The following is a 19122-nucleotide window of genomic DNA, read 5'->3' as shown; positions in this document are numbered from 1 at the left end:
TATCTTAAAACAATTCTCAAGGAGTGACTTATAAATGCGAGTAAAGGGTTCAAGCGCCAGCCGCAATAAGCATAAGAAGCTGTTCAGCATCACAAAGGGATTCTGGGGACGCAAGAAGAACGTCTACCGCCGCGCGCGCGAGGCTTACCTGCACGCGCTGACGAGCGCCTTCGCGGGCCGCAAGAACAGAAAGCGCGACTTCCGCAAGATGTGGATCATCCGTATCAACGCGGCGGCGCGCGCCAACGGAATCGCCTACAGCGCGCTCATCAACGGCCTCAAGAAGGCGAACATCACGATCAACCGCAAGATGCTCGCCGACCTCGCGGTGAACGACGCTCCGGCTTTCACCCAGCTCGTGGAGAAGGCTCGGGCCGCTCTGTAGCATCCGTGGCCTTCGGGCCGGGGTTGTGCCGAATTGCAAATACACACCTCTTATAAAGTAGAGAGAGTTATCGTTTTAGGCTTCCTGCTGGTAATATTGGCGGGGGCCTTTCTCTTATGGCTCTCCAACAACTTTATCCACGGGCTGCCGCTCTCGCCGGTAGACGCTCTTTTCATGGCGACTTCGGCCGTATGCGTGACGGGGCTGAGCGTCCTTGATCTTTCAAAGGATACCGGGATAGTATCGCAGCTAGTGCTTCTCGCGCTGATTCAGATAGGCGGCCTCGGCATAATGACGGGCATGATGCTTCTGTCCATCGTCGTCGGGCGGCGCGTCGGGATAAAGGGTCGCATATTTTTCCTCGGCGGCCTCGGAGTTGACGGCCTCCAGGGCGCGGTGAAGCTTTTCTTCACCGTAATAAAGTACACCTTCGCGGTCGAAGGGATAGGCGCGCTCGTGCTTCTCGCGGGCTTTCTGCTCGACGGGCAGGGCGCGGCGCGTTCGCTCTATCTCGCGGTGTTCCACTCTGTCAGCTCGTTCTGCAACGCGGGCTTCTCTCCATGTCCGGGCGGGCTGCAAGGCTACCGCATGTCGATCATCGTGCCTGGGGCCGCGATGCTGCTGATAATCCTCGGAGGCATCGGCTTCCCCGTCGCGGCGGACTTCGCCGCATGCTGGAAGGAGCGCGGGCGCAGGCTCACGGTCTACTCTAAGCTCGTCGTCATCATGACTCTCGGGCTCGTCTTCGGCGGAGCCGCGCTTCTGCTGCTCTCCGACTGGAACGTCGCGCTGCGCGGGCTGCCGGCGTGGGCCAAGGTCTGGAACGCGCTGTTCGCGAGCGTGACGACGAGGACGGCGGGCTACGACACCGTCGCGCCTGGGACCTTCTCCGGGCTCGGTCAGGCGCTTATGATCGTGCTGATGCTGATAGGAGCGTCGCCGGCTTCGACCGGCGGCGGCGTCAAGACGACGACCTTCGGCGTGCTCGCCGTCTCCGTATGGAGCGAGCTGCACGGACGGTCTGAATCCACCTTCCTCAACAGGAGCATTTCGCCCGCGACGGAGCGCCGCTCGCTCTCTGTCGTCGCGGTCTACCTCATGACGATGCTCGCGGGGACGGTGCTTCTCACCTTTACGGAGAACATGCCGTGCTCGGCTCTGATTTTCGAGACGGCTTCGGCTCTCGCGACGACGGGGCTCAGCGTCGGCATCACGCCCGACCTCTCAACGCCGGGCAAGCTCATAGTCACGACTCTCATGTTCTGGGGGCGCGTAGGCCTCTACACATTCATTTCGACGCTCGTAGCCGTGGACGGCGGCTCGGAGATACGCTATCCCGAGACCCACGTCCCGATTGGATGACGAAAGGACGTTTTCTGAAATGAACGAAAAAGAAGAAAAGAGCTATCTGATAGTCGGGCTCGGACGCTTCGGCACCGCGCTCTGCGAAAAGCTCGCCTCTCTGGGGCAGAACGTCATCGGCGTAGACGATGCGGCCGCGCCCGTCGCCGAGATTGCAGACAAAATTTCCGTCGCGGCGCAGATGGACGTCACCGACGAAGCCTCTCTGATAAAGATAGGGGCGAAGGAGGTCGACGTCGCCGTCGTGACGATAGGCGAGGCCGTGGAGCCGAGCGTGCTCTGCACTTCGCTGCTCGTCGAGTTGGGAGTGCCGACGGTCATAGCCCGCGCATCGAACAGGCTGCACGCGCGCGTGCTCGAACGCGTCGGAGCGCACAAGGTCATATCGCCGGAGTACGACATGGGCGCGCGCATCGGCGAAGCTCTCGTCTACCCGTGGTACTCGTCGTTCACTCGCATCGGGGGCAGCGACTTCGTGATAGGCAAGATCCCACCGCTGCCTGAGATGATCGGGCGCAGCATGGCGGAGCTGAAATTCTCACAAAAATACAAAGTTATTGTTATACTTATGGAATATGACGGAAAGCAGCATATCCCCGACCCGATGCGCCCCATCGAGGAAGGCGACATGCTGTGGGTACAAGGTACGGTGGACGGCATCGACGCGCTGATTGGGCGTGATTCGTAGACGCGCCGGAGACTCAGGATAAAATCGCCCGGCGGCCTCAGCGCGCGCCGGGGCAGGAGGCATAAATATGCAGGAAAACGACGGTTCGAAGGCGCCGCAGTGCGGTGACGGCGGCCTTCTCGAAAGGCTGGAAAGGATAAAGGCGTCCGGGCTGGAAAGGATAGCGGAGAGCACGCAGCCCGAGCAGCTTCAGCTCGTGCGGGCGAATCTTCTCGGACGCAAGGGCGAGCTGACGGACATTCTGAAAAGCGTCGGACAGGCCGCGCCGGAGATGCGCAAGGCTCTCGGGCAGGCGGCGAACGAAGTGAAGCAGATTCTCTCGGACGCCGTGGAAAAGCGCGGCGCGGAGCTTCTCGACTCTCTCTCGGCGTTCGAGGGCGAGGCTGACATCACGGTGCCGGGCGTCATGCCGTTCAGCGGCGGGCTCCACCCGATCACGCAGATGTGCTACGACCTCAACGACGCCTTCCGCTCGCTCGGCTTTGAGATTTTCTCCGAGCCCGAGATCACGAGCGAGAAGTACGCTTTCGACAATCTCAACTTCGCGCCCGAGCACCCGGCGCGCGAGAGCATGGACACATACTGGCTCAAGGGGCACGACGAGGAGCGCGGAGCGAAGCGCCTCTGCCTGCGCCCGCATCTTACGGGAGCTTCCGTGCGCTACTTGATGGAGCACGGCGCGCCGGCGCGTTTCGTATACCCGGGGCGCGTTTACCGCAACGAGACGACCGACGCGCGCCACGAGAGAGCCTTCTTCCAGTACGAGGCGCTCATCGTGGACAAGGACTTCTCCTTCGCTTCGGGGCGCGTGCTCATCAAGACGATACTCGAAAAGGTTTTCGGACACGACGTAGACGTGCGTATGCGCGTAGGCTTCTTCCCGTTCGTCGAGCCGGGCTTCGAGATAGACATGAAGTGCCAGGTCTGCGGCGGCGCGGGCTGCAAGGTCTGCAAGCACGTCGGCTGGATAGAGGTCATGCCGGGCGGCACGCCGCACCCGAACGTGCTGCGCGCGGCGGGGCTCGACCCGGCGGTGTGGTCGGGCTTCTACATCAACATCGGACTCGACCGCCTCGTAATGATGCGCTACGGCGTGGACGACGTGCGCCTCTTCCACAGCGCCGACCTCCGCTTCCTTCAGCAGTTCAAGTAGGAGAATGAAATCATGAAGCTTTCTTTGAATTGGATAAAACGCTACGTCGACCTCCCCGAGGATCTGACGATGGAAAAGCTCGCCTACGACCTCACGATGTGCACCGTCGAGGTCGAGGACGCCGTGAATCTGGGCGAGAGCCTTTCCGGCCTCGTCGTCGGCAAAATACTGACCGTCGAAAAACACCCCGACGCCGACAAGCTGCGCGTCTGCACCGTGGACGTCGGCGATCCCGAGCCGTCGCTCATCGTCTGCGGCGGAGTGAACCTCGCGCCTGAACAGCTCGTCGCGGTCGCGAAGCCCGGCGCGTGGGTGCGCTGGCACGGCGAGGGCGACCCAGTCGAGATAAAGCCAGCTAAGCTGCGCGGCGTCATGAGCTACGGAATGATCTGTGCCTCGGGCGAGATCGGCCTCGCGGAGCTATTCCCGACTACGCAGCCGGCGGAGATAATGGACATCACCTCCTTCGGCGCGGCCCCCGGCACGCCGCTCGCCGACGCGCTCGGCCTGAACGACGTTATTCTCGAAATAGACAACAAGTCGATGACCAACCGCCCCGACCTCTGGGGCCACTACGGAATGGCGCGCGAGCTCGCGGCGATATACAAGCGCCCGCTGAAGCCCATAGAGCCCGCCGTCCTGCCCGAGATGAGCGAAGAGCTGAAGGTCGTCATTGAGGACGGCGAGCGCTGCACTCGCTACACAGGTTTCATCATCAAGGGGATAAAGAACGTCCCCTCGCCCTTCGAACTTCAGAGCATGCTCTGGCGCGTAGGGCAGAGGCCGATAAACCTTCCGGTAGACATCACAAACTATATAATGTTCGCGACCGGCCAGCCGTGCCACGGCTTCGACCGCAAGCACATCACGGGCGGCATCCACGTCCGCCGCGCCTACGAGGGCGAACAGCTCGTGCTGCTAGACGGCGAGGCGCTGACGCTCACGACGGAGGATCTAGTGATAGCCGACGAGAAGTCGCCGGTCGGCCTCGCCGGAGTCATGGGCGGCAAGCTTGACTCTATACTCGAGGACACGACCGAGCTTATCCTCGAAATAGCGAACTTCAGCCCGCTCGGCATACGCCGCACCTCGCAGCGCTTCGAGCTGCGCACCGACGCCTCGTCGCGCTACGAGAAGGGGCTCGACCCGCAGCGCATAGACGACGCGGCCTCCGTGGCGCTGGCCGCCTTCCGCGAATATTTCCCCGAGTCCGTAGTCACCGCGCACACCGACGTGTATCCGCGCCCGCTCGAATGCGCCGTCGTCGACGTAGACCTCGGTTTCCTGCGCAAGCGCCTCGGACGCGATCTTTCCGCCGCCGACGTCACCGCCATACTCGACACGCTCGGCTTCACGACTGAAGAGCTTGACGGCGTCCTTCGCGTCACGGCTCCGTCGTGGCGCTCGACCGGCGACATATCGCTGCCGGACGACATACTCGAGGAAGTTGCGCGCCTCATAGGCTACGAGAACTTCCCGTTCGTCGCGCCCACCGTCACGCTCGACCACGCGATAAACCAGCGCGGGCCGCAGCTCGAGCGCGCGATACGCGAATATCTCGCCTTCCGCTGCAACATGCAGGAGATATTCACCTACCCGTGGATAGAGGATTCCTACATAGAGGCGAGCGGAGCCGATACCTCGGCGATGCTCGAGCTTTCGACGCCGCCCGCGCCGGAGGAACGCCGTCTGCGCTCGACGCTCGTGCCTGGGCTTCTCAAGGCCGTCGTGACGAACCTTCGCTACTTCTCAGACTTCCGCATATTCGAGATGACGCAGGTGTTCTTCGACAGGAATTACCACAGCGTCAACTCCGAGGACGAGCTGCTGCCGGAGATGGCGCGCCATCTCGGCGCGGCCTTCGTCGGAAGCGACGCGCGCGCGCTGTTCCGCGAGGCGAAGGGCGCGCTCGAGTACATGCACCGCGCCGTGCAGATGGAGCCGCTGGGCTTCGTCCAGAGCGAAAAGCCGTCGTGGGCCGACGAAAAGCTCTGGGTCAACGTCACGCGCGGCGGCGAGGTGATAGGCTCGCTCGGTCTCGTCTCGCCGAAGTGCGCGAAGGCCGCGGGCGTCAAGCGCAGCCTCGTGACAATATTCGAGCTGGACGTGGAGAAGCTCGTGCCGCTCGCCTCGCGCCAGAACGAGTTCGTCCATCTGCCCGAGTACCCGCTCTCCGACTTCGACCTCTCGATAATCTTCGACGACGAGGTCGCGTGGAGCGACATCGAGGCGATAGCGCGCAAGGCAGACCTTGTGCGCGACGTGCGCTTCATAGACGAATACCGCGGCAAGCAGGTCGGCGATGGCAAGAAGTCCGTCTCGTTCAGAGTCTGGGTCGGCTCGGACAAGGGCACGCTCACCTCTGAGCAGATAGACAATGTAGCCAGACAAGTGACCAAAAAGATAAACAAAAAATTCGGCGGAGACGTGCGCGGAGCGCAATAGTCTGCTAGACTTATGCGGGGAGGGCTTCCTCCTTCCCCGAACGCCTTAGCGGCGCGAAGAACACGGAGGTGTTTTGCAATGATGGAACAGTTTGAGAAATTCAACGAGGCCCTCGACCGCCTCGAAGCGATACTGACGGAAATGAAGAACGACAACGAAGCTCTCCGCCGCGAGAACGCCGAGCTCAAAGGCGTGATAGAGGACAGGGACCTCGAGATACTCCAGCTCCAGGAGGACGCGGAGAAGGCGGCCGCCGCCGCGAAGGCCGAAAAGGACGAGATCGGCAGCACGCTCGACAGCCTGCTGGGACGCATGGGACGCCTCGCCGCGCAGCCTAAGGAGGCTCCCGCGGAGGAGCAGTAACGCGCATTAGCGTCCGCGCATCCCTCTTATGGATGAACTGAACGAGATAAAATCGCTCGGCGACGGAAGGTACTCCTTCTGGGTCGGGCGGCAGAAATATACTCTCTCGACGAAGCTTGAGCCGGCGCGCTTCTGCCGCATCGCGGAAGGCGTCAGCTCGCTCGTCGCGGGATTCCCTCCGAATCTGAGCCAGGACGAACGTCTCGTCCTCGCGCTGATGGCGCTCGCCTTCCGCCTCGAGGACGTAGGGGAGCGCGTCGAGGGGCTTTGCTCGGAGTTCGGCGGAGGGGCGGATAAGGCTTGAGCGTCGCCGGATTCAGCTACTGGGATATATTCTTCGCCGTCCTCGGACTCTACTTCGTAGTCCGGGGACTTTTCCGAGGCTTTGTCGGCGAGGTCGTCTCGCTCGCGGGCTTCATCGCGGCCTTTTATTTTTCATTTCATTACTCCAAGGGATTCGGCGGCTTCATAGAGTCCGCCGCCGGCGTTAATCCTTACGTCGCGCAGGCGGTCGCCGGCGTTGTGATATGGCTCTCGGTCTCTATGCTCGCCTCGGTCGTCCGCATGGTCTTAAAAAGCGTCATACGCGCCGTCAGCCTCGGCGGCCTCGACAAGCTGCTCGGGCTTTTTTCGGGCGTGCTCAAGACCGTCGTCGTCATATTCGCGATAATGACGGCCGGCATACTGCTCGCCCCGGTCGCGAATCCGACGTGGATGTCGGACAGCGACGTGCTGCGCTACGCGGGACGGAGCTGGCCCCAGTTCCGCTCCATGCTCATCGGCCTCGGCCTTCTGCCGGACGACACGGCGCTGCCCGACGGCACTCTGGAAGAGATACTTCGTCCGTACCGGAGCGGCGGCGAATGGCCCGAGGGGTACAACTACGATTACGACTACAATCACGGCGGCGGCCAGGCGCCGGGGGAGGCTTCGCCGAATTACGAGGAGGGGCTTCCGACGGAGTTCGGAACGAGCGGCGCGTAACGCTGCGCACGCGCGCCTATTTTCTCATAAATTTACAGGACGGACATGTATATAGAACAAGCAGCCTACAACAGCCTTGAAATATCTAAGATAACGGCTCTGGTGGCGCGCCGCTGCCGCAGCGAAATCGGCGCGCTCGTCGCGGAGAACACAGCGCCCGCCTCGGATATGGGCGAGCTCTCCAAGCGCCGCGAGCTTTTCGGCGACGTGGAGAGTTACCGCGGACGCAAGGGCGACCTTCCGTGGGCCGACGGCCTCGTCTCGGTCGCCTTCATGCTCGAATTCGCCGAGGAGAACGGCCTTTTGTCAGGCGAGGAGCTCGTCAAGATAAGGCTCATGCTCACGCTCGCGGGGCGTATGCGCGAGGAACTTTCCGAAAACCGTGAGGAATACCCGTCGTTTTCGATACTTCTGCGAAACATGCGCGACTTCGCCGAAGAGACGGAGATGCTCTCCGTCATAGACGACGAGGGGCACCTATACGACTACGCCTCGGAGAAGCTGGCCGCAGTGCGCCGTGAAATGCGCGGGCTGAAGGAGACTCTGCGCCGCCGCGGGCACGCGCTGCTCAACGACCCGTCGATAGCCTCGATGCTCCAGGAGCGTGTGCTCACGCTGCGCAACGGACGGCACGCATTCCTCGTGCGCCAGGACGCCATATCGCAGTTTCCCGGCGCCGTCATCGAACGCTCCGGCTCGGGCAGCAGCGTCTACATGGAGCCGCACAGCCTCATGAGCCTCAACAACGAATACAGCCGCCTCTACGGCGAAGAGATGCTCGAAGAGACGCGCATATTCCGTGAATTCACGGCGCGCCTCATAAAACGCAAAAAAGGCATACTCGACACCGAGAACGTCCTCGGGACGATAGACCTCTTCTACGCCCTCTCAGAAATGACGCGCCTTTACAAATGGCGTATGCCGGAGCTGTCGAAGCGCACGGAGTTCTCCTTCGTCCGCGCGCGCCACCCTCTGCTCGGCGACAGGTCCGTGCCTATAGACATCAGGTGCGGCGGCAAATTCCGCATACTCGTCATAACGGGGCCGAACACGGGCGGCAAGACCGTCGCGCTCAAAACCGCGGGCGTATGCGTCTACTTCGGCTGGCTCGGCTTCCCCGTGCCCGCAGGCGAAGGCTCCGTGCTCGGCGACATAGGCGAGCTGTTCGCGGACATCGGCGACGAGCAGAGCATAGAGCAGAGTCTTTCGACCTTCAGCGCGCACATCACCCACGTCACCGGCATACTCGACAGGGTTACGCAGCGCTCGCTCGTCATGATGGACGAGCTAGGCGCGGGCACCGACCCCGAGGAAGGCGCGGCGCTCGGCATCGCGCTGCTCGACTGGCTGCGCGAACGCGGCGCGCTCGTGCTCGCGACTACTCACCACAACCCGATAAAACGCTACGCCCTCGCCGCCGACGGCGTCGAGACGGCGAGCGTCGAATTCGACGCGGCGACGCTCTCGCCGACCTACAGGATACTGATAGGAATCCCGGGGCGCAGCAACGCGCTGCTCATAGCCGGAAAGCTCGGCATGAAGAAAGAAATAATCCGCCGCGCCGAAGAGGCGATAAACGGGCGCGAAGTCTCGATGGAAGACCTCATAGGCGAACTGCACGAAAAACGCGCGGCGCTCGAGCGCGAGGCGCGCGAGGTAGAGCGTTCGCGCCAGAAGCTCGCGGCGCTCGAAAAGGACTACGAATCGAAGATAAAGGCGATAGAGGAAAAGCGCGACGCGCTCATAGCCAAGGCCGACAAAAAAGCGCTCTCGATAGTACGCAACGCCGAGGACTCGGCGCGCGCCCTCATCAAGAACATGGCGAACGCCGAGGCGGAAGCGCAGGCGCGCCGCGAGCTTGAGAAAAAGCGCAGCCACTTCCAGAAAATAGAAAAATCCGCGATAAAGCGCGAAGAAAAGAAAGAAACGGCGGAATCCGTCGTCGCGACGGGGCAGGAGCTAAAGGCCGGCGACACTGTGCAGCTCATCGGCACGAGCAAGAGCGCGACCGTCATCGAAGTCTCCGGCAAAAAAGCGCGCGTCCGCGCCGGTATAGCCGAGGTCGAAGTGCCTCTGACGAAGCTCAAGGTCATAACGCGCAAAGCCGCGCCGCCGCAGCCGACGGTGCAGATAAAGGTCAGCCGCCCCGTCGGCGTGCCGTCTTCGATTATGGTGCGCGGCATGACGATAGACGAGGCTATGCCGATGGTCGAGCAGTACCTAGACCAGGCCTACTGCGCCGGATACGACGCGGTGACCGTCATCCACGGACGCGGGCAGGGCATACTGCGCCGCGAAGTGCAGGAACTCTGCAAACGCCTCCCCTACGTCGCCGAACACAACCTCGGCGGCCCCGGCGAAGGCGGCTACGGCGTCACGGTGGTGAAGTTCCGCCGCTGAGCGCGCGGTTTTTACGATTAAGTATTCTTTTTGTAATGACGACGGACAGTATCATACTGTCCGTCGTCATTACAATAGGAAGGAATTCGTCTGCATACTCGCGGGGTATCCCGACGAGATGTACGCGATGCTCGACATGAACCCGGGGATGCGCGGGCGCGTGCAGTTCTACATAGATTTCCCTGACTACAGCGCCGGCGAGATGCTCGATATATTCGACTCTATGTGCCGCGCGGACGGGTACGCCGTAAGCGGCGGCGCGCGAGCCGCGCTCGCGGGATTCTTTGAAAAGCTGACGCACGAGGAGGACTTCGCCAACGGCAGGACGGTGCGCCGCGTCTTCGAGCAGATACGCATCAAGCAGGCCGTTCGCAGCGAGCAAATGGATGTCGAAGAAGAGGACGTGCGCGCTGTGATCGATGTAATGCCGCTCCGGGGGACTCCGCAGGTCAGGACGATAGGCTTTCTCGACGTGGCGTAAAGTCCGCCTCGCGCCCGCGGCCCCGGCGGAGCCGTCCGGGCGGCGTGTTTACGATGAGGCGCGGCGGTCCTTCCTCTGCACGGCGCGGTACATCGCGACGCAGACGGAGGCCACGGCTACGTCCATCATCGGCTGCACCGCCATTATGCCGTACATCGGCCATACCGCGTTCATCAGGACCATCAGCGGGATGTCTATAGGCCCTTTGCGCAGGAAGGAAAGAACGAGCGCCGGCTTTCCGCGTCCAGTCGCCTGGAAGAAGGCTATGATGAGCGATATTATCGACAGGAACGGGATGGAGACGCAGTGCAGCCGCAGGAAGACCGAGCCGGCTGAAACGGCGTCTCCGTCTTCCATGAAGAGGCGTACCAGGAAGGCCGGGACTGACTCGCACATGGCGAGGTAGGAGAGAGTGACGGCGAGCGAACAGAGCCCCGCGAAGTAAGTGCAGCGCCACAGCCGCTTGTAGTTCCCCGCCGCGTAGTTGTAGGCCAGCAGCGGAATGACGCCGCTGCATATCCCCTGCACGATGTAGGTCGGCACCTGGTCTATTTTCTTGACGATGCCGACCGCAGAGAGAGCGCCGGCCGCGTAGGCCGACATCAGATAATTCAGCACGATGTTGGAAAGCGTGTTCATCACCAACTGTATCGAGGCGGGCAGGCCGACGAAGAAAATCTCCCCCGCAGTGCTCCCAGTGAGCCGCACGTGGCGCGGCGACAGAGAGATTATATTCTCCTCGCGCGGGCGCAGCAGATAATACAGAAGATAGAGCATCGCTATGAGATTCGAGAGCGCCGTCGCCATAGCCGCGCCCTTCATCGCGAGGCCGAGTCCCCAGTCGTAGATGAATATCGGGTCGAGCGCGACGTTCAGCACGCCGCCGAGGCTCACGCCGAAGCTCGCGCGGCGCGACTGTCCTTCCGCGCGGATCAGGTGCGCGAGCACCATGTTCATAATAGTCGGCAGGCCGCCGACGGTCACCGTCCAGAAAAGATAGGCGCTCGCATGAGGCAGGGAATTTTCGTCGGCTCCGAGCGTGGAGAGCAGCGGCTCGCGCCAGACGAAGACCGCGAGAGAATATAGCAGCGACGCGGCCGCCGCGAGCCACGCCGCCGAAGCCCCGGCTTTTTTCGCCATTTCGTAGTCGCGCCGCCCGAGCGAACGCTATAGCAGGCTCGCGCCGCCTATGCCGAAAAGGTTCGCGACCGCGGAAAGCATCAGAAACGCCGGGAAGACGAGCGTCACCGCCGCCATCATTCCGGTGTCATTGAGCTGCCCGATGTACCACGTGTCCGCGATGTTGTAGACTATCGCGATTATCTGGCTGACGACCGTAGGCACCGCGAGAGCCGCGACGGCCCTCGGCACCGGCATCGTCTCGAAGATTTCTATTTCCCTTTCGCTGAGCCGGCTTTTCATCTTTCGCTAAAACATGCCTCTGCGCGCCGAAACCATGTAGACCGCCGCCGCGAGCGGCACGGCGAGCGCGAGCGCCGGATAGAAAAGAGAGAGCGGCGCGTGTCCGAAAAGCAGACCGCCGCAGACCGGGCCGAGCATCATGCCGAGGTCGAAGCCGATGTAATAGGTGCTGTTTGCGAGCCCGCGGTGTTCCGGCCCCGCGGCGAGCATCGCGGCGGACTGGCAGACGGAGCTCATTATGCCGTAGCTTCCCGCCATGAAGGCCGCGGCGAGAAGAAGCAGCGCGTCGCTTTGCATCAGAGAAAGACAGATGATAGCCGCGAGCGTGCAGAGCGAGGCCCCGGTCTGGAACACCCTGAACGGAAGCTTGTCGAACAGGCTCTTGAGGCAGAGGCGCAGCACGAGCAGCACCGCCGCGTAGAACGGAAAAAACAGGCCGACCGAGACGTGGAGGCCGCGCGCCTCCGTATAGCCGACTATGAAGGACTGCGTGGCGCAGTACGGTATCGCGAAAAGCATAATGATAAGCGCCGCCGGCACGACTCTCGGATAGATGAAGCTGAAGCCGCGGCTCCTCCTGCTTTCTGCCGCGCGTTCCTTCTTCGACGGCTCGCCGCCCTTCTTGATGAGCATTATGACGAAAGAGCTGACGAGTGCGGAAAGCATTGCCACGCCAAACGCGGCGCGGTAGCCGAAAAGCCTGTAGGTGAAGATCCCGAGCGCCGGAGCCAGCGCCATTGCGAGCGCGTTCATCGCGCCGTAGAGCCCCATGCCGGAGCCGATCTTGTCGCGCGGAAGCAGATTCGACATCCACGTCGCCATGCAGACGGAGCAGCAGGCGAAGCCAATGCCGTGTATCACGCGGAAAGCCGCGACCGCGCGCGGCCCGAGCGCGAGCATATAGCCGAGACAGGCCGCCGCCATCATCCACGTCCCCGCTATCGAGAGGCGGCTTTTGCTCACGACGTCCGCGAGATTGCCGGCGAACGGGCGGCAGAAGAGCGAGCAGAGATTCATCATGCCGCCGATAAGCCCCATCAGAGCCGCCGAAGCGCCCAGCGAGCCGGAAAACCCGGTAATTATAGGTGTTACCAGCATCGGGCACGAAAAATAAAAAAAGCTCGCCGTCAAAATCAGAAGAACATCCTTAGAATAAAGCTTGCCGTCGGCCATCCGCCGCGTCCCCCCAAAACCGCCGTCCGGTTTAGGCGTTTTTTCCGAACTCGCGGAGCATGTGTTATGTTATAGTATTCAATCGCCGCTTTGTCAAAGAACGTGCGCGCCGCGTCTCAGCACGGCGTCATTGACTTGTCCCGGAAAGCATAATATCCTGTACCGGAACACGAATCTATATGAGGGAGAGTGTCTGCAATGGAAACAAGAGAATATTCCGCCGGCATAGCCGACGCGGTTAAAAGCTTCCTAGAGGGAGAAAAATGGAACTTCGATTTCGACGAAGAAAAAGGAGTGTTTACCTTCGGGCTGAACCTCGACGGCAAAATCAAAGAGGCTAAATACTTCATCACTGTGGACGTCGACGACTACACCGTGTACGCACGCTCCCCGATCGGCGCGGATAAAAACGACGAAAAAATGATGACGACGATGGCCGATTTCGTGTGCCGCGCCAACTACGGACTGAAAAACGGCAACTTCGAGTTCGACATGCGCGACGGCGAGATACGCTACAAAAGCTTCGTGGACTGCGAGAGCATGATCCCCAACCAGGACGTGATAAGAAACAGCATATACTGCCCGGCCTCGATGCTCGAGCGCTACGGCGCGGGCATAGTGGACATAATATGCATAAACGCCACCGCCGAAGACGCGATAGCGAAGTGCGAGGATTAAAGATTCTGAAAAAATCAAGTAAACGGCGCGCAGGTAAATCTTCGTGCCGTTTACGCAATGGAGGAATTACAAAAGGTACCGTTGTTGTTGGTTAGATATGATGTAGTTGTACCCGTGTAGCTTTGCTGGGGCTTTATAGATAAGGGAAGGACGTGCGGAACTTGAAATTACTTCAGAAAAAAGATCCATCCATCCATCCATCCATCCATTCGAAGGTAATACTACTGTAAACTTGGCTCTCACTATTTACGATCCAGACGGGACTTACGCGCGTCACGCAGGCGTTGTTATCGCCTCTGTCCTTCAGAACACGAGCGCGCATGTGTTTTTTCATGTGCTGCACGACGAAACGCTGACGGAATGTAATAAAATAAAATTGGAGGAAACATGCGCCGCCAATTCGCCTTCTGCGCGTGCTGATATCCGTTTTATCGATATATCCAACCACTTCAATAGGTGTCTGACTCCTGATATAGACGATGCTTGTTTAAGATTTACCCGCGGCTCTCTATACCGTTTATGTATGCACGAGATGTTGACGGATATAAGAAAAGTTCTATATCTAGACTGTGATGTAGTTGTAACTTTGGATATCTCTGAACTTTGGCACGAATTCGCGGAAGACGATGAACACAGCGTGTGCGGGGTTTGCTGGGAAAAAGTTCATTCACTCCCTGACATAACGATCCCTAAAAGTGATATAAAAACGGACTCACGTGGACTGAACTACGAACGCTATATCAATTCAGGTGTCTTAGTCGTAAATCTTGATAACATGCGCTCAAAATACGGAAAAGATTTAACAATGGCAAAAAACGCCATAGCATACATTAAGCGCTATAGTCCAAAGACTCCGGATCAGGATTTCATAAACGCGGAATTTATAGGGGATATTTTGTATGTGGATAGAAAATATAATTTCGCGCCTGACAGGGTATACGATGATTTATTTTCACTCAGGCGAATCTGGCATTTTTACCTCAAAGGCAAACCGTGGCAAATGGTGACGGTCAGCAACGCCGATATGCTGTATTGGCATTATCTTCTGTTCACTCCGTGGAAAGAGGAGATCGTTGAATCTTTTTATAAAGCTGCGGTCAATGACAGATACTACCACAGACATTCCTGCGACTGCATACGCAGACTTTGGCGACAGTTCACGGACAACATCAGAAATATCAAAAAGATTACCAAATAACGCTAGGCGCCTCGCAAGCATCGATATATACCTGGTGCTATGCAGGTACGAAACAAGCGCCCGGACGCGAAATAATGGTTATCCGTCTTTTTCCCTTGCCGCGTCCGGCTTTTTTGGCGTTTACATTACCGTTACATTTCGTACACACATCGTTAACCGCTCGGGAATATACTTCCAAGTACACTATTTATAGGAGGAGTACCTATGAAGAAAGTACTTAGCGCATTAGTTGCAACATTGGTTCTCGGAGCGGCCTCGGCGGCGATGGCGGCTCCTATCGTAATGGACGGTTCAACGACGGTCCTTCCCTTCGGGCAGGCTGCCGTCGAGCAGTATATGAAAGAGCATCAGGGCGTGCAGTTCTCGGTCTCCGGCACCGGCACCGGCAACGGCTTCAAGTCCCTCGCCGACGGCGCGGCGCAGATAGCCAACGCTTCGCGCTTCATCAAGGATTCTGAAGTCCAGAACTGCATCAGCAAGAAGGTCTACCCCGTTCCCTTCGCGGTCGCGCTTGACTGCATCGTTCCCATCGTCCACAAGGACAACAAGGTCGCCGACCTCACGAAGGCCCAGCTGAAGGACATCTTCTCCGGCAAAATCACCAACTGGAAGGAAGTCGGCGGAGCCGACGCCCCGATAGTGGTAGTCGGACGCGACACCAGCTCCGGCACCTACGGCACGTGGCAGGAAATGATCATGGACGCCGGCGAGAAGACCCGCGTGACGGCGAAGGCCCAGGTCACGGCTTCCAGCGGCGCTATGCTCGCCACCGTCAGCAAGAACCCGAACGCCATCGGCTACGAAGGCATGGGCTACGTCAACAACACCGTCAAGGGGCTTAAGGTCGAAGGCGTCGCCGCGAGCGCCGCGACCGCGCGCAACGGGCAGTATCCGCTTTCCCGCTTCCTCTACATGTTCACCAACGGCTGGCCGCAGGGCGAAGTCCTGAACTTCCTTATGTATATGCAGAGCGACGCCGGACAGAAGATAGTCAACAGCACCGGTTACGTCTCGCTCCGCGAAGTAAAGTAGCAAGGTTCTGAAGGAAGAAGGCGGACAGCCCTTATGAACAGCAGCGCAAACAAAACGGCGTCCATAGCCTCGCAGGGGTTCGGGGGCAGAGGAGACAGGATAATGTCGCGCGTAGTCTTCTGCGTGGCGGTGACTGGAATCGTCGTCCTGATCTTCATCCTCGGGTTCCTGGTGGCGAACGGGCTGCCCGTCCTTGAATCTACGTCGCTGGGGGAGATGTTCTTCTCGAAGGACTGGTACCCGACGGAAGAACCCCCGGCGCTGGGAATGGCGGCCCTGATAGCGGGAACGCTCGCGGCCACCGTCCTCTCGAGCGTGATGGCGATCCCGGTCTCCATCGCGCTCGCGATTTTCTCCGCGGAGATAGCGCCGCGCAAGGTTCGCCAGTTTTTCAAAGTTCTCTTTGAAATGCTCGGCTTCCTGCCGTCGATAGTCCTCGGATTTATCGGCATGATGATAATAGCTCCTTGGATGCAGGTGGCTATAGGCATCCCGAGCGGGCTGAATCTGCTCAACTCTTCGATTTTGCTGGGGTTCCTTATAATTCCTTCGGTAGCCTCGCTTTCTGACGAGGCGCTCGCCGCGGTGCCGGGCGAGCTGCGCGACGCCTCTTACGCGCTCGGCGCGACGAGGCTCGAGACGATTTTCAAGGTCGTTTTCCCGAGCGCGCTCCCGGGAATAATCGCCGCGACTCTGCTCGGCGTGATGAGGGCTCTCGGCGAGACGATGGTCGTCCTTATGGCGGCGGGCGGCGCGGCTATACTGCCCACTATGTTCACCGACCCGATACGCCCGCTCACTTCGACGATAGCGGCGGAGATGGGCGAGACGCCGGTGGGAAGCACGCATTATCACGCGCTTTTTTTCGCCGGACTGATACTTCTGATAATGACTTTGGCTATAAACCTAGCTTCGTTATATATAGAAAAAAGAGGTGAAAAGAGATGAACCGTACATACGGACGCAGGGTTCTCGACAGGCTCTCGACGGCTCTTTTCTGCCTCGTGGCGTTCGCGCTCGTCGCGGTCATCGGAGCCGTGGCGCTCTATCTGCTCAAGAAGGGCGCGGGGACTCTCTCGATAGAATTTCTGACGCAGCCGCCGCGCGACGGAATGATGGCGGGCGGCATACTGACGCCGCTCATCGGCACGATGCAGCTCGTCGTCGTCTCGATGGGGGTGGCTCTCCCGGTCGGCGTAATCACGGGGCTTTACTTCGCCGAATATGCGAAGGATACCTGGTTCGTGCGCCTCATGCGCATCTCGATAAGGTCGCTGGCGGGGGTGCCGTCGGTCATCTTCGGCCTCTTCGGGCTCTCGCTCTTCGTCGTGTTCCTCCGGTTCGGCTCGTGCCTGCTTTCGGCGGGGCTGACGCTCGCCTGCCTCTCTCTGCCGCTGGTGGTGACTGTCGCTGAGCAGGCTTTCCTCGCGGTGCCGCAGGATTACCGCGACGCCTCGTACGCGCTGGGCGCGACGAAGGCCCAGACGATTTTCAAAGTCGTCCTTCCTTCGGCCGCTTCGACGATAATAACTGGCGCGATACTCGCGATAGGCCGCGTGGCCGGCGAGACTGCGCCGATAATGTTCACGGGTGCGGCCTACTTCGCGCCGAATATAGCGAAGAGCCTCTTCAGCCAGGTCATGGCGCTCCCGTACCATATATACGTCCTCGCCACGTCGGCGACTGACCCGGCGGCGGCGGAGCCGATCGAATACGGCGCGATACTCGTGCTCATAGGGCTGGTAATGGGGACCAGCGCGGCGGGAGTCATAGCCCGCGCGCGGCTGGCGGAAAGGAACGGCAGATAAATGGAAGGTAAAGAGAACATACGAGTCGAAGTCCGCGACCGCGGCGCGGCGGGCGAAGCGGAGAAGGCCCCCTTCGTCACAAAGATCAAGACGGAGCACGTGAATCTCTATTACGGCGACCGCCAGGTGCTGAAGGACATAACTTTCGACATGGGCGAGAACAAGGTGACGGCCTTCATAGGGCCCTCCGGCTGCGGAAAGAGCAGCTATCTGAGATGCCTCAACAGGATGAACGACTTTATTTCGTCGGCGCGCGTCGAGGGGACGATAAACATCGACGGCGAGAACATCCTCGACCCGGGCACGGACGTCATAGCGCTGCGGCGCAAGGTGGGGATGGTCTTCCAGAAGCCGAACCCCTTCCCGATGTCGATATACGACAACATCGCCTACGGTCCGCGCCTCAACGGCATAAAGGACAAGAGCAGGCTTGACGAGATAGTCGAAAAAAGCCTCTCCGGCGCGGCGCTCTGGGACGAAGTGAAGGACAAGCTCAAAACCCCCGGCACGGGGCTCTCAGGCGGACAGCAGCAGCGTCTCTGCATAGCGCGCGCGATAGCGACGCAGCCCGACGTGCTGCTGATGGACGAGCCGACCTCGGCGCTCGACCCAATGTCCACGCTGAGGGTCGAAGAGCTCGTCAACGAGCTGAAGAAGGACTACACCGTCGTCATAGTCACGCACAACATGCAGCAGGCGGCGCGCATATCGGACTACACGGCCTTCTTCCTTCTCGGCGATTTGATAGAATATGACGTAACCGCGAAGATGTTCACCTCGCCGCACGACAAGCGCACGGAAGACTACATCTCGGGAAGATTCGGTTAACAGCTGCATATAGATTGGAGCGGAGCACGGATGACTACTATAAACACACGCAAAAGGCTGGATGAGGACCTCTCGGCCCTGAAGAACATGATATACCGTATGGGAGGCATGGCGGCGGAATCCGTCGAGCAGGCCGTCTGGGCTCTCAAGAACAACGACGCCGGGCTCGCGCAGAAGGTCATAGACGACGGCGACACGATAGACGAGCTCGAGGAAAAGGTTGACGCGGGCTGCATGGAGTTCGCGGCGCGCTACCAGCCGCTCGGCGAGGACCTGCGTTCGGTCGTCAGTATAATGCACATAGCTGTGGACATCGAGCGCATCGGCGACTACGGCGAGAACATCGCTAAGGCCGCGCTCGCGCTATCGAAGATGCCGCAGCTCAAGCCGCTGATAGACATCCCTCGCATGGTCGAGATTTTGAAGAAGATGCTCTCCATATCTATGGAGGCGCTCGACAAGCACGACGGCGAATCGGTGCTGAACGTATTCCCTCTTGACGACGACATGGACGACCTCGACAAGCAGATCATACGCGAGCTGCTGCTCCTCATAATGGAGAAGCCGGAGCGCATAGAACAGTCGCTCGCGCTGATGAGCGTCTCGCGCATCCTCGAGCGCGCGGGGGATCACGCGACGAACGTCGCGGAGAGGATCGCCTATATGTACACGGGGCATTCCGTAAAGGCTTCGGACTACCGCCGCAAGAGGCAGATGTAGAG

At 59.9% G+C, this 19122-nt stretch carries 19 protein-coding genes and 1 pseudogene; 17 read left to right on the top strand and 3 right to left on the bottom strand.

What is annotated here, in order from left to right; translation table 11 throughout:
* The first annotated feature begins 34 nt into the window (after positions 1-34).
* The 10 genes from rplT (at position 35) to B5F39_RS00185 (ending at position 10261) form a co-directional block, all read left to right on the top strand.
* Entirely contained in the window at positions 35-385 is a 351-nt protein-coding gene (gene rplT, locus B5F39_RS00230) for a 50S ribosomal protein L20 (protein WP_087362831.1), read from the top strand.
* Positions 386-481: 96 nt separating this feature from the next.
* Complete coding sequence (locus tag B5F39_RS00225; protein WP_239390980.1) at positions 482-1747, top strand: potassium transporter TrkG; 1266 nt, start codon at positions 482-484, stop codon at positions 1745-1747.
* 19 nt (positions 1748-1766) lie between these two features.
* Positions 1767-2435 carry a TrkA family potassium uptake protein gene (locus B5F39_RS00220; RefSeq protein ID WP_087363137.1) on the top strand — a complete coding sequence of 223 codons (669 nt, stop codon included), beginning with the start codon at positions 1767-1769 and terminating at the stop codon, positions 2433-2435.
* A 67-nt stretch (positions 2436-2502) separates the two neighbouring features.
* Positions 2503-3588 (top strand): phenylalanine--tRNA ligase subunit alpha, encoded by a 1086-nt coding sequence (locus tag B5F39_RS00215; protein WP_204244994.1) that lies wholly within the window; start codon positions 2503-2505, stop codon positions 3586-3588.
* Positions 3589-3600: 12 nt separating this feature from the next.
* Entirely contained in the window at positions 3601-6033 is a 2433-nt protein-coding gene (pheT, locus tag B5F39_RS00210) for a phenylalanine--tRNA ligase subunit beta (RefSeq protein ID WP_087362829.1), read from the top strand.
* A 78-nt stretch (positions 6034-6111) separates the two neighbouring features.
* Positions 6112-6396 carry a hypothetical protein gene (locus B5F39_RS00205; protein ID WP_087362828.1) on the top strand — a complete coding sequence of 95 codons (285 nt, stop codon included), beginning with the start codon at positions 6112-6114 and terminating at the stop codon, positions 6394-6396.
* Positions 6397-6424: 28 nt separating this feature from the next.
* Positions 6425-6700, top strand: a complete 276-nt coding sequence (locus tag B5F39_RS00200) for a hypothetical protein (protein WP_087362827.1) — start codon at positions 6425-6427, stop codon at positions 6698-6700.
* Positions 6697-7380 (top strand): CvpA family protein, encoded by a 684-nt coding sequence (locus B5F39_RS00195; protein WP_087362826.1) that lies wholly within the window; start codon positions 6697-6699, stop codon positions 7378-7380. Before B5F39_RS00200 ends, B5F39_RS00195 begins: the two co-directional genes overlap by 4 nt.
* Before the next feature lie 45 nt (positions 7381-7425).
* Positions 7426-9780, top strand: coding sequence for a Smr/MutS family protein (locus B5F39_RS00190; protein ID WP_087362825.1), 2355 nt, complete (start codon positions 7426-7428; stop codon positions 9778-9780).
* Positions 9781-9898: 118 nt separating this feature from the next.
* A complete protein-coding gene (locus tag B5F39_RS00185; RefSeq protein WP_087362824.1) occupies positions 9899-10261 on the top strand; it encodes a hypothetical protein in 363 nt (120 codons plus the stop codon).
* Positions 10262-10309: 48 nt separating this feature from the next.
* On the opposite strand, the pseudogene B5F39_RS00180 reads toward B5F39_RS00185, so the two are convergent.
* From B5F39_RS00180 to B5F39_RS00170, 3 genes and pseudogenes are all read right to left on the bottom strand, one after another.
* A pseudogene (locus B5F39_RS00180) lies at positions 10310-11413 on the bottom strand (MATE family efflux transporter); the annotation flags it as partial.
* 15 nt (positions 11414-11428) lie between these two features.
* Positions 11429-11683 carry a hypothetical protein gene (locus B5F39_RS00175; RefSeq protein ID WP_087362822.1) on the bottom strand — a complete coding sequence of 85 codons (255 nt, stop codon included), beginning with the start codon at positions 11681-11683 and terminating at the stop codon, positions 11429-11431.
* Positions 11684-11689: 6 nt separating this feature from the next.
* A complete protein-coding gene (locus B5F39_RS00170) occupies positions 11690-12856 on the bottom strand; it encodes an MFS transporter (protein ID WP_087362821.1) in 1167 nt (388 codons plus the stop codon).
* 198 nt (positions 12857-13054) lie between these two features.
* Between B5F39_RS00170 and B5F39_RS00165 the strand changes: the two genes are divergently transcribed.
* From B5F39_RS00165 to phoU, 7 genes are all read left to right on the top strand, one after another.
* On the top strand, positions 13055-13534 hold the full coding sequence (locus B5F39_RS00165; RefSeq protein WP_087362820.1) for a hypothetical protein: 480 nt from the start codon (positions 13055-13057) through the stop codon (positions 13532-13534).
* A gap of 232 nt (positions 13535-13766) precedes the next feature.
* Complete coding sequence (locus tag B5F39_RS00160; protein WP_158095875.1) at positions 13767-14732, top strand: glycosyltransferase; 966 nt, start codon at positions 13767-13769, stop codon at positions 14730-14732.
* 204 nt (positions 14733-14936) lie between these two features.
* Entirely contained in the window at positions 14937-15764 is an 828-nt protein-coding gene (locus B5F39_RS00155; protein WP_087362818.1) for a PstS family phosphate ABC transporter substrate-binding protein, read from the top strand.
* Between the two features lie 33 nt (positions 15765-15797).
* On the top strand, positions 15798-16712 hold the full coding sequence (gene pstC, locus B5F39_RS00150) for a phosphate ABC transporter permease subunit PstC (RefSeq protein WP_087362817.1): 915 nt from the start codon (positions 15798-15800) through the stop codon (positions 16710-16712).
* Complete coding sequence (gene pstA, locus B5F39_RS00145) at positions 16709-17572, top strand: phosphate ABC transporter permease PstA (RefSeq protein WP_087362816.1); 864 nt, start codon at positions 16709-16711, stop codon at positions 17570-17572. Before pstC ends, pstA begins: the two co-directional genes overlap by 4 nt.
* The gene (pstB, locus tag B5F39_RS00140; protein ID WP_239390978.1) at positions 17573-18400 is read left to right on the top strand and encodes a phosphate ABC transporter ATP-binding protein PstB; all 828 of its coding nucleotides are present in this window, start codon (positions 17573-17575) and stop codon (positions 18398-18400) included.
* Between the two features lie 30 nt (positions 18401-18430).
* Positions 18431-19120, top strand: a complete 690-nt coding sequence (gene phoU / locus B5F39_RS00135; protein ID WP_087362815.1) for a phosphate signaling complex protein PhoU — start codon at positions 18431-18433, stop codon at positions 19118-19120.
* The last annotated feature ends 2 nt before the right edge of the window (positions 19121-19122 follow it).

The organism is Cloacibacillus sp. An23, from assembly GCF_002159945.1.
Taxonomy (GTDB): domain Bacteria; phylum Synergistota; class Synergistia; order Synergistales; family Synergistaceae; genus Caccocola.
This window is presented reverse-complemented; position numbering and strand designations above follow the sequence as displayed.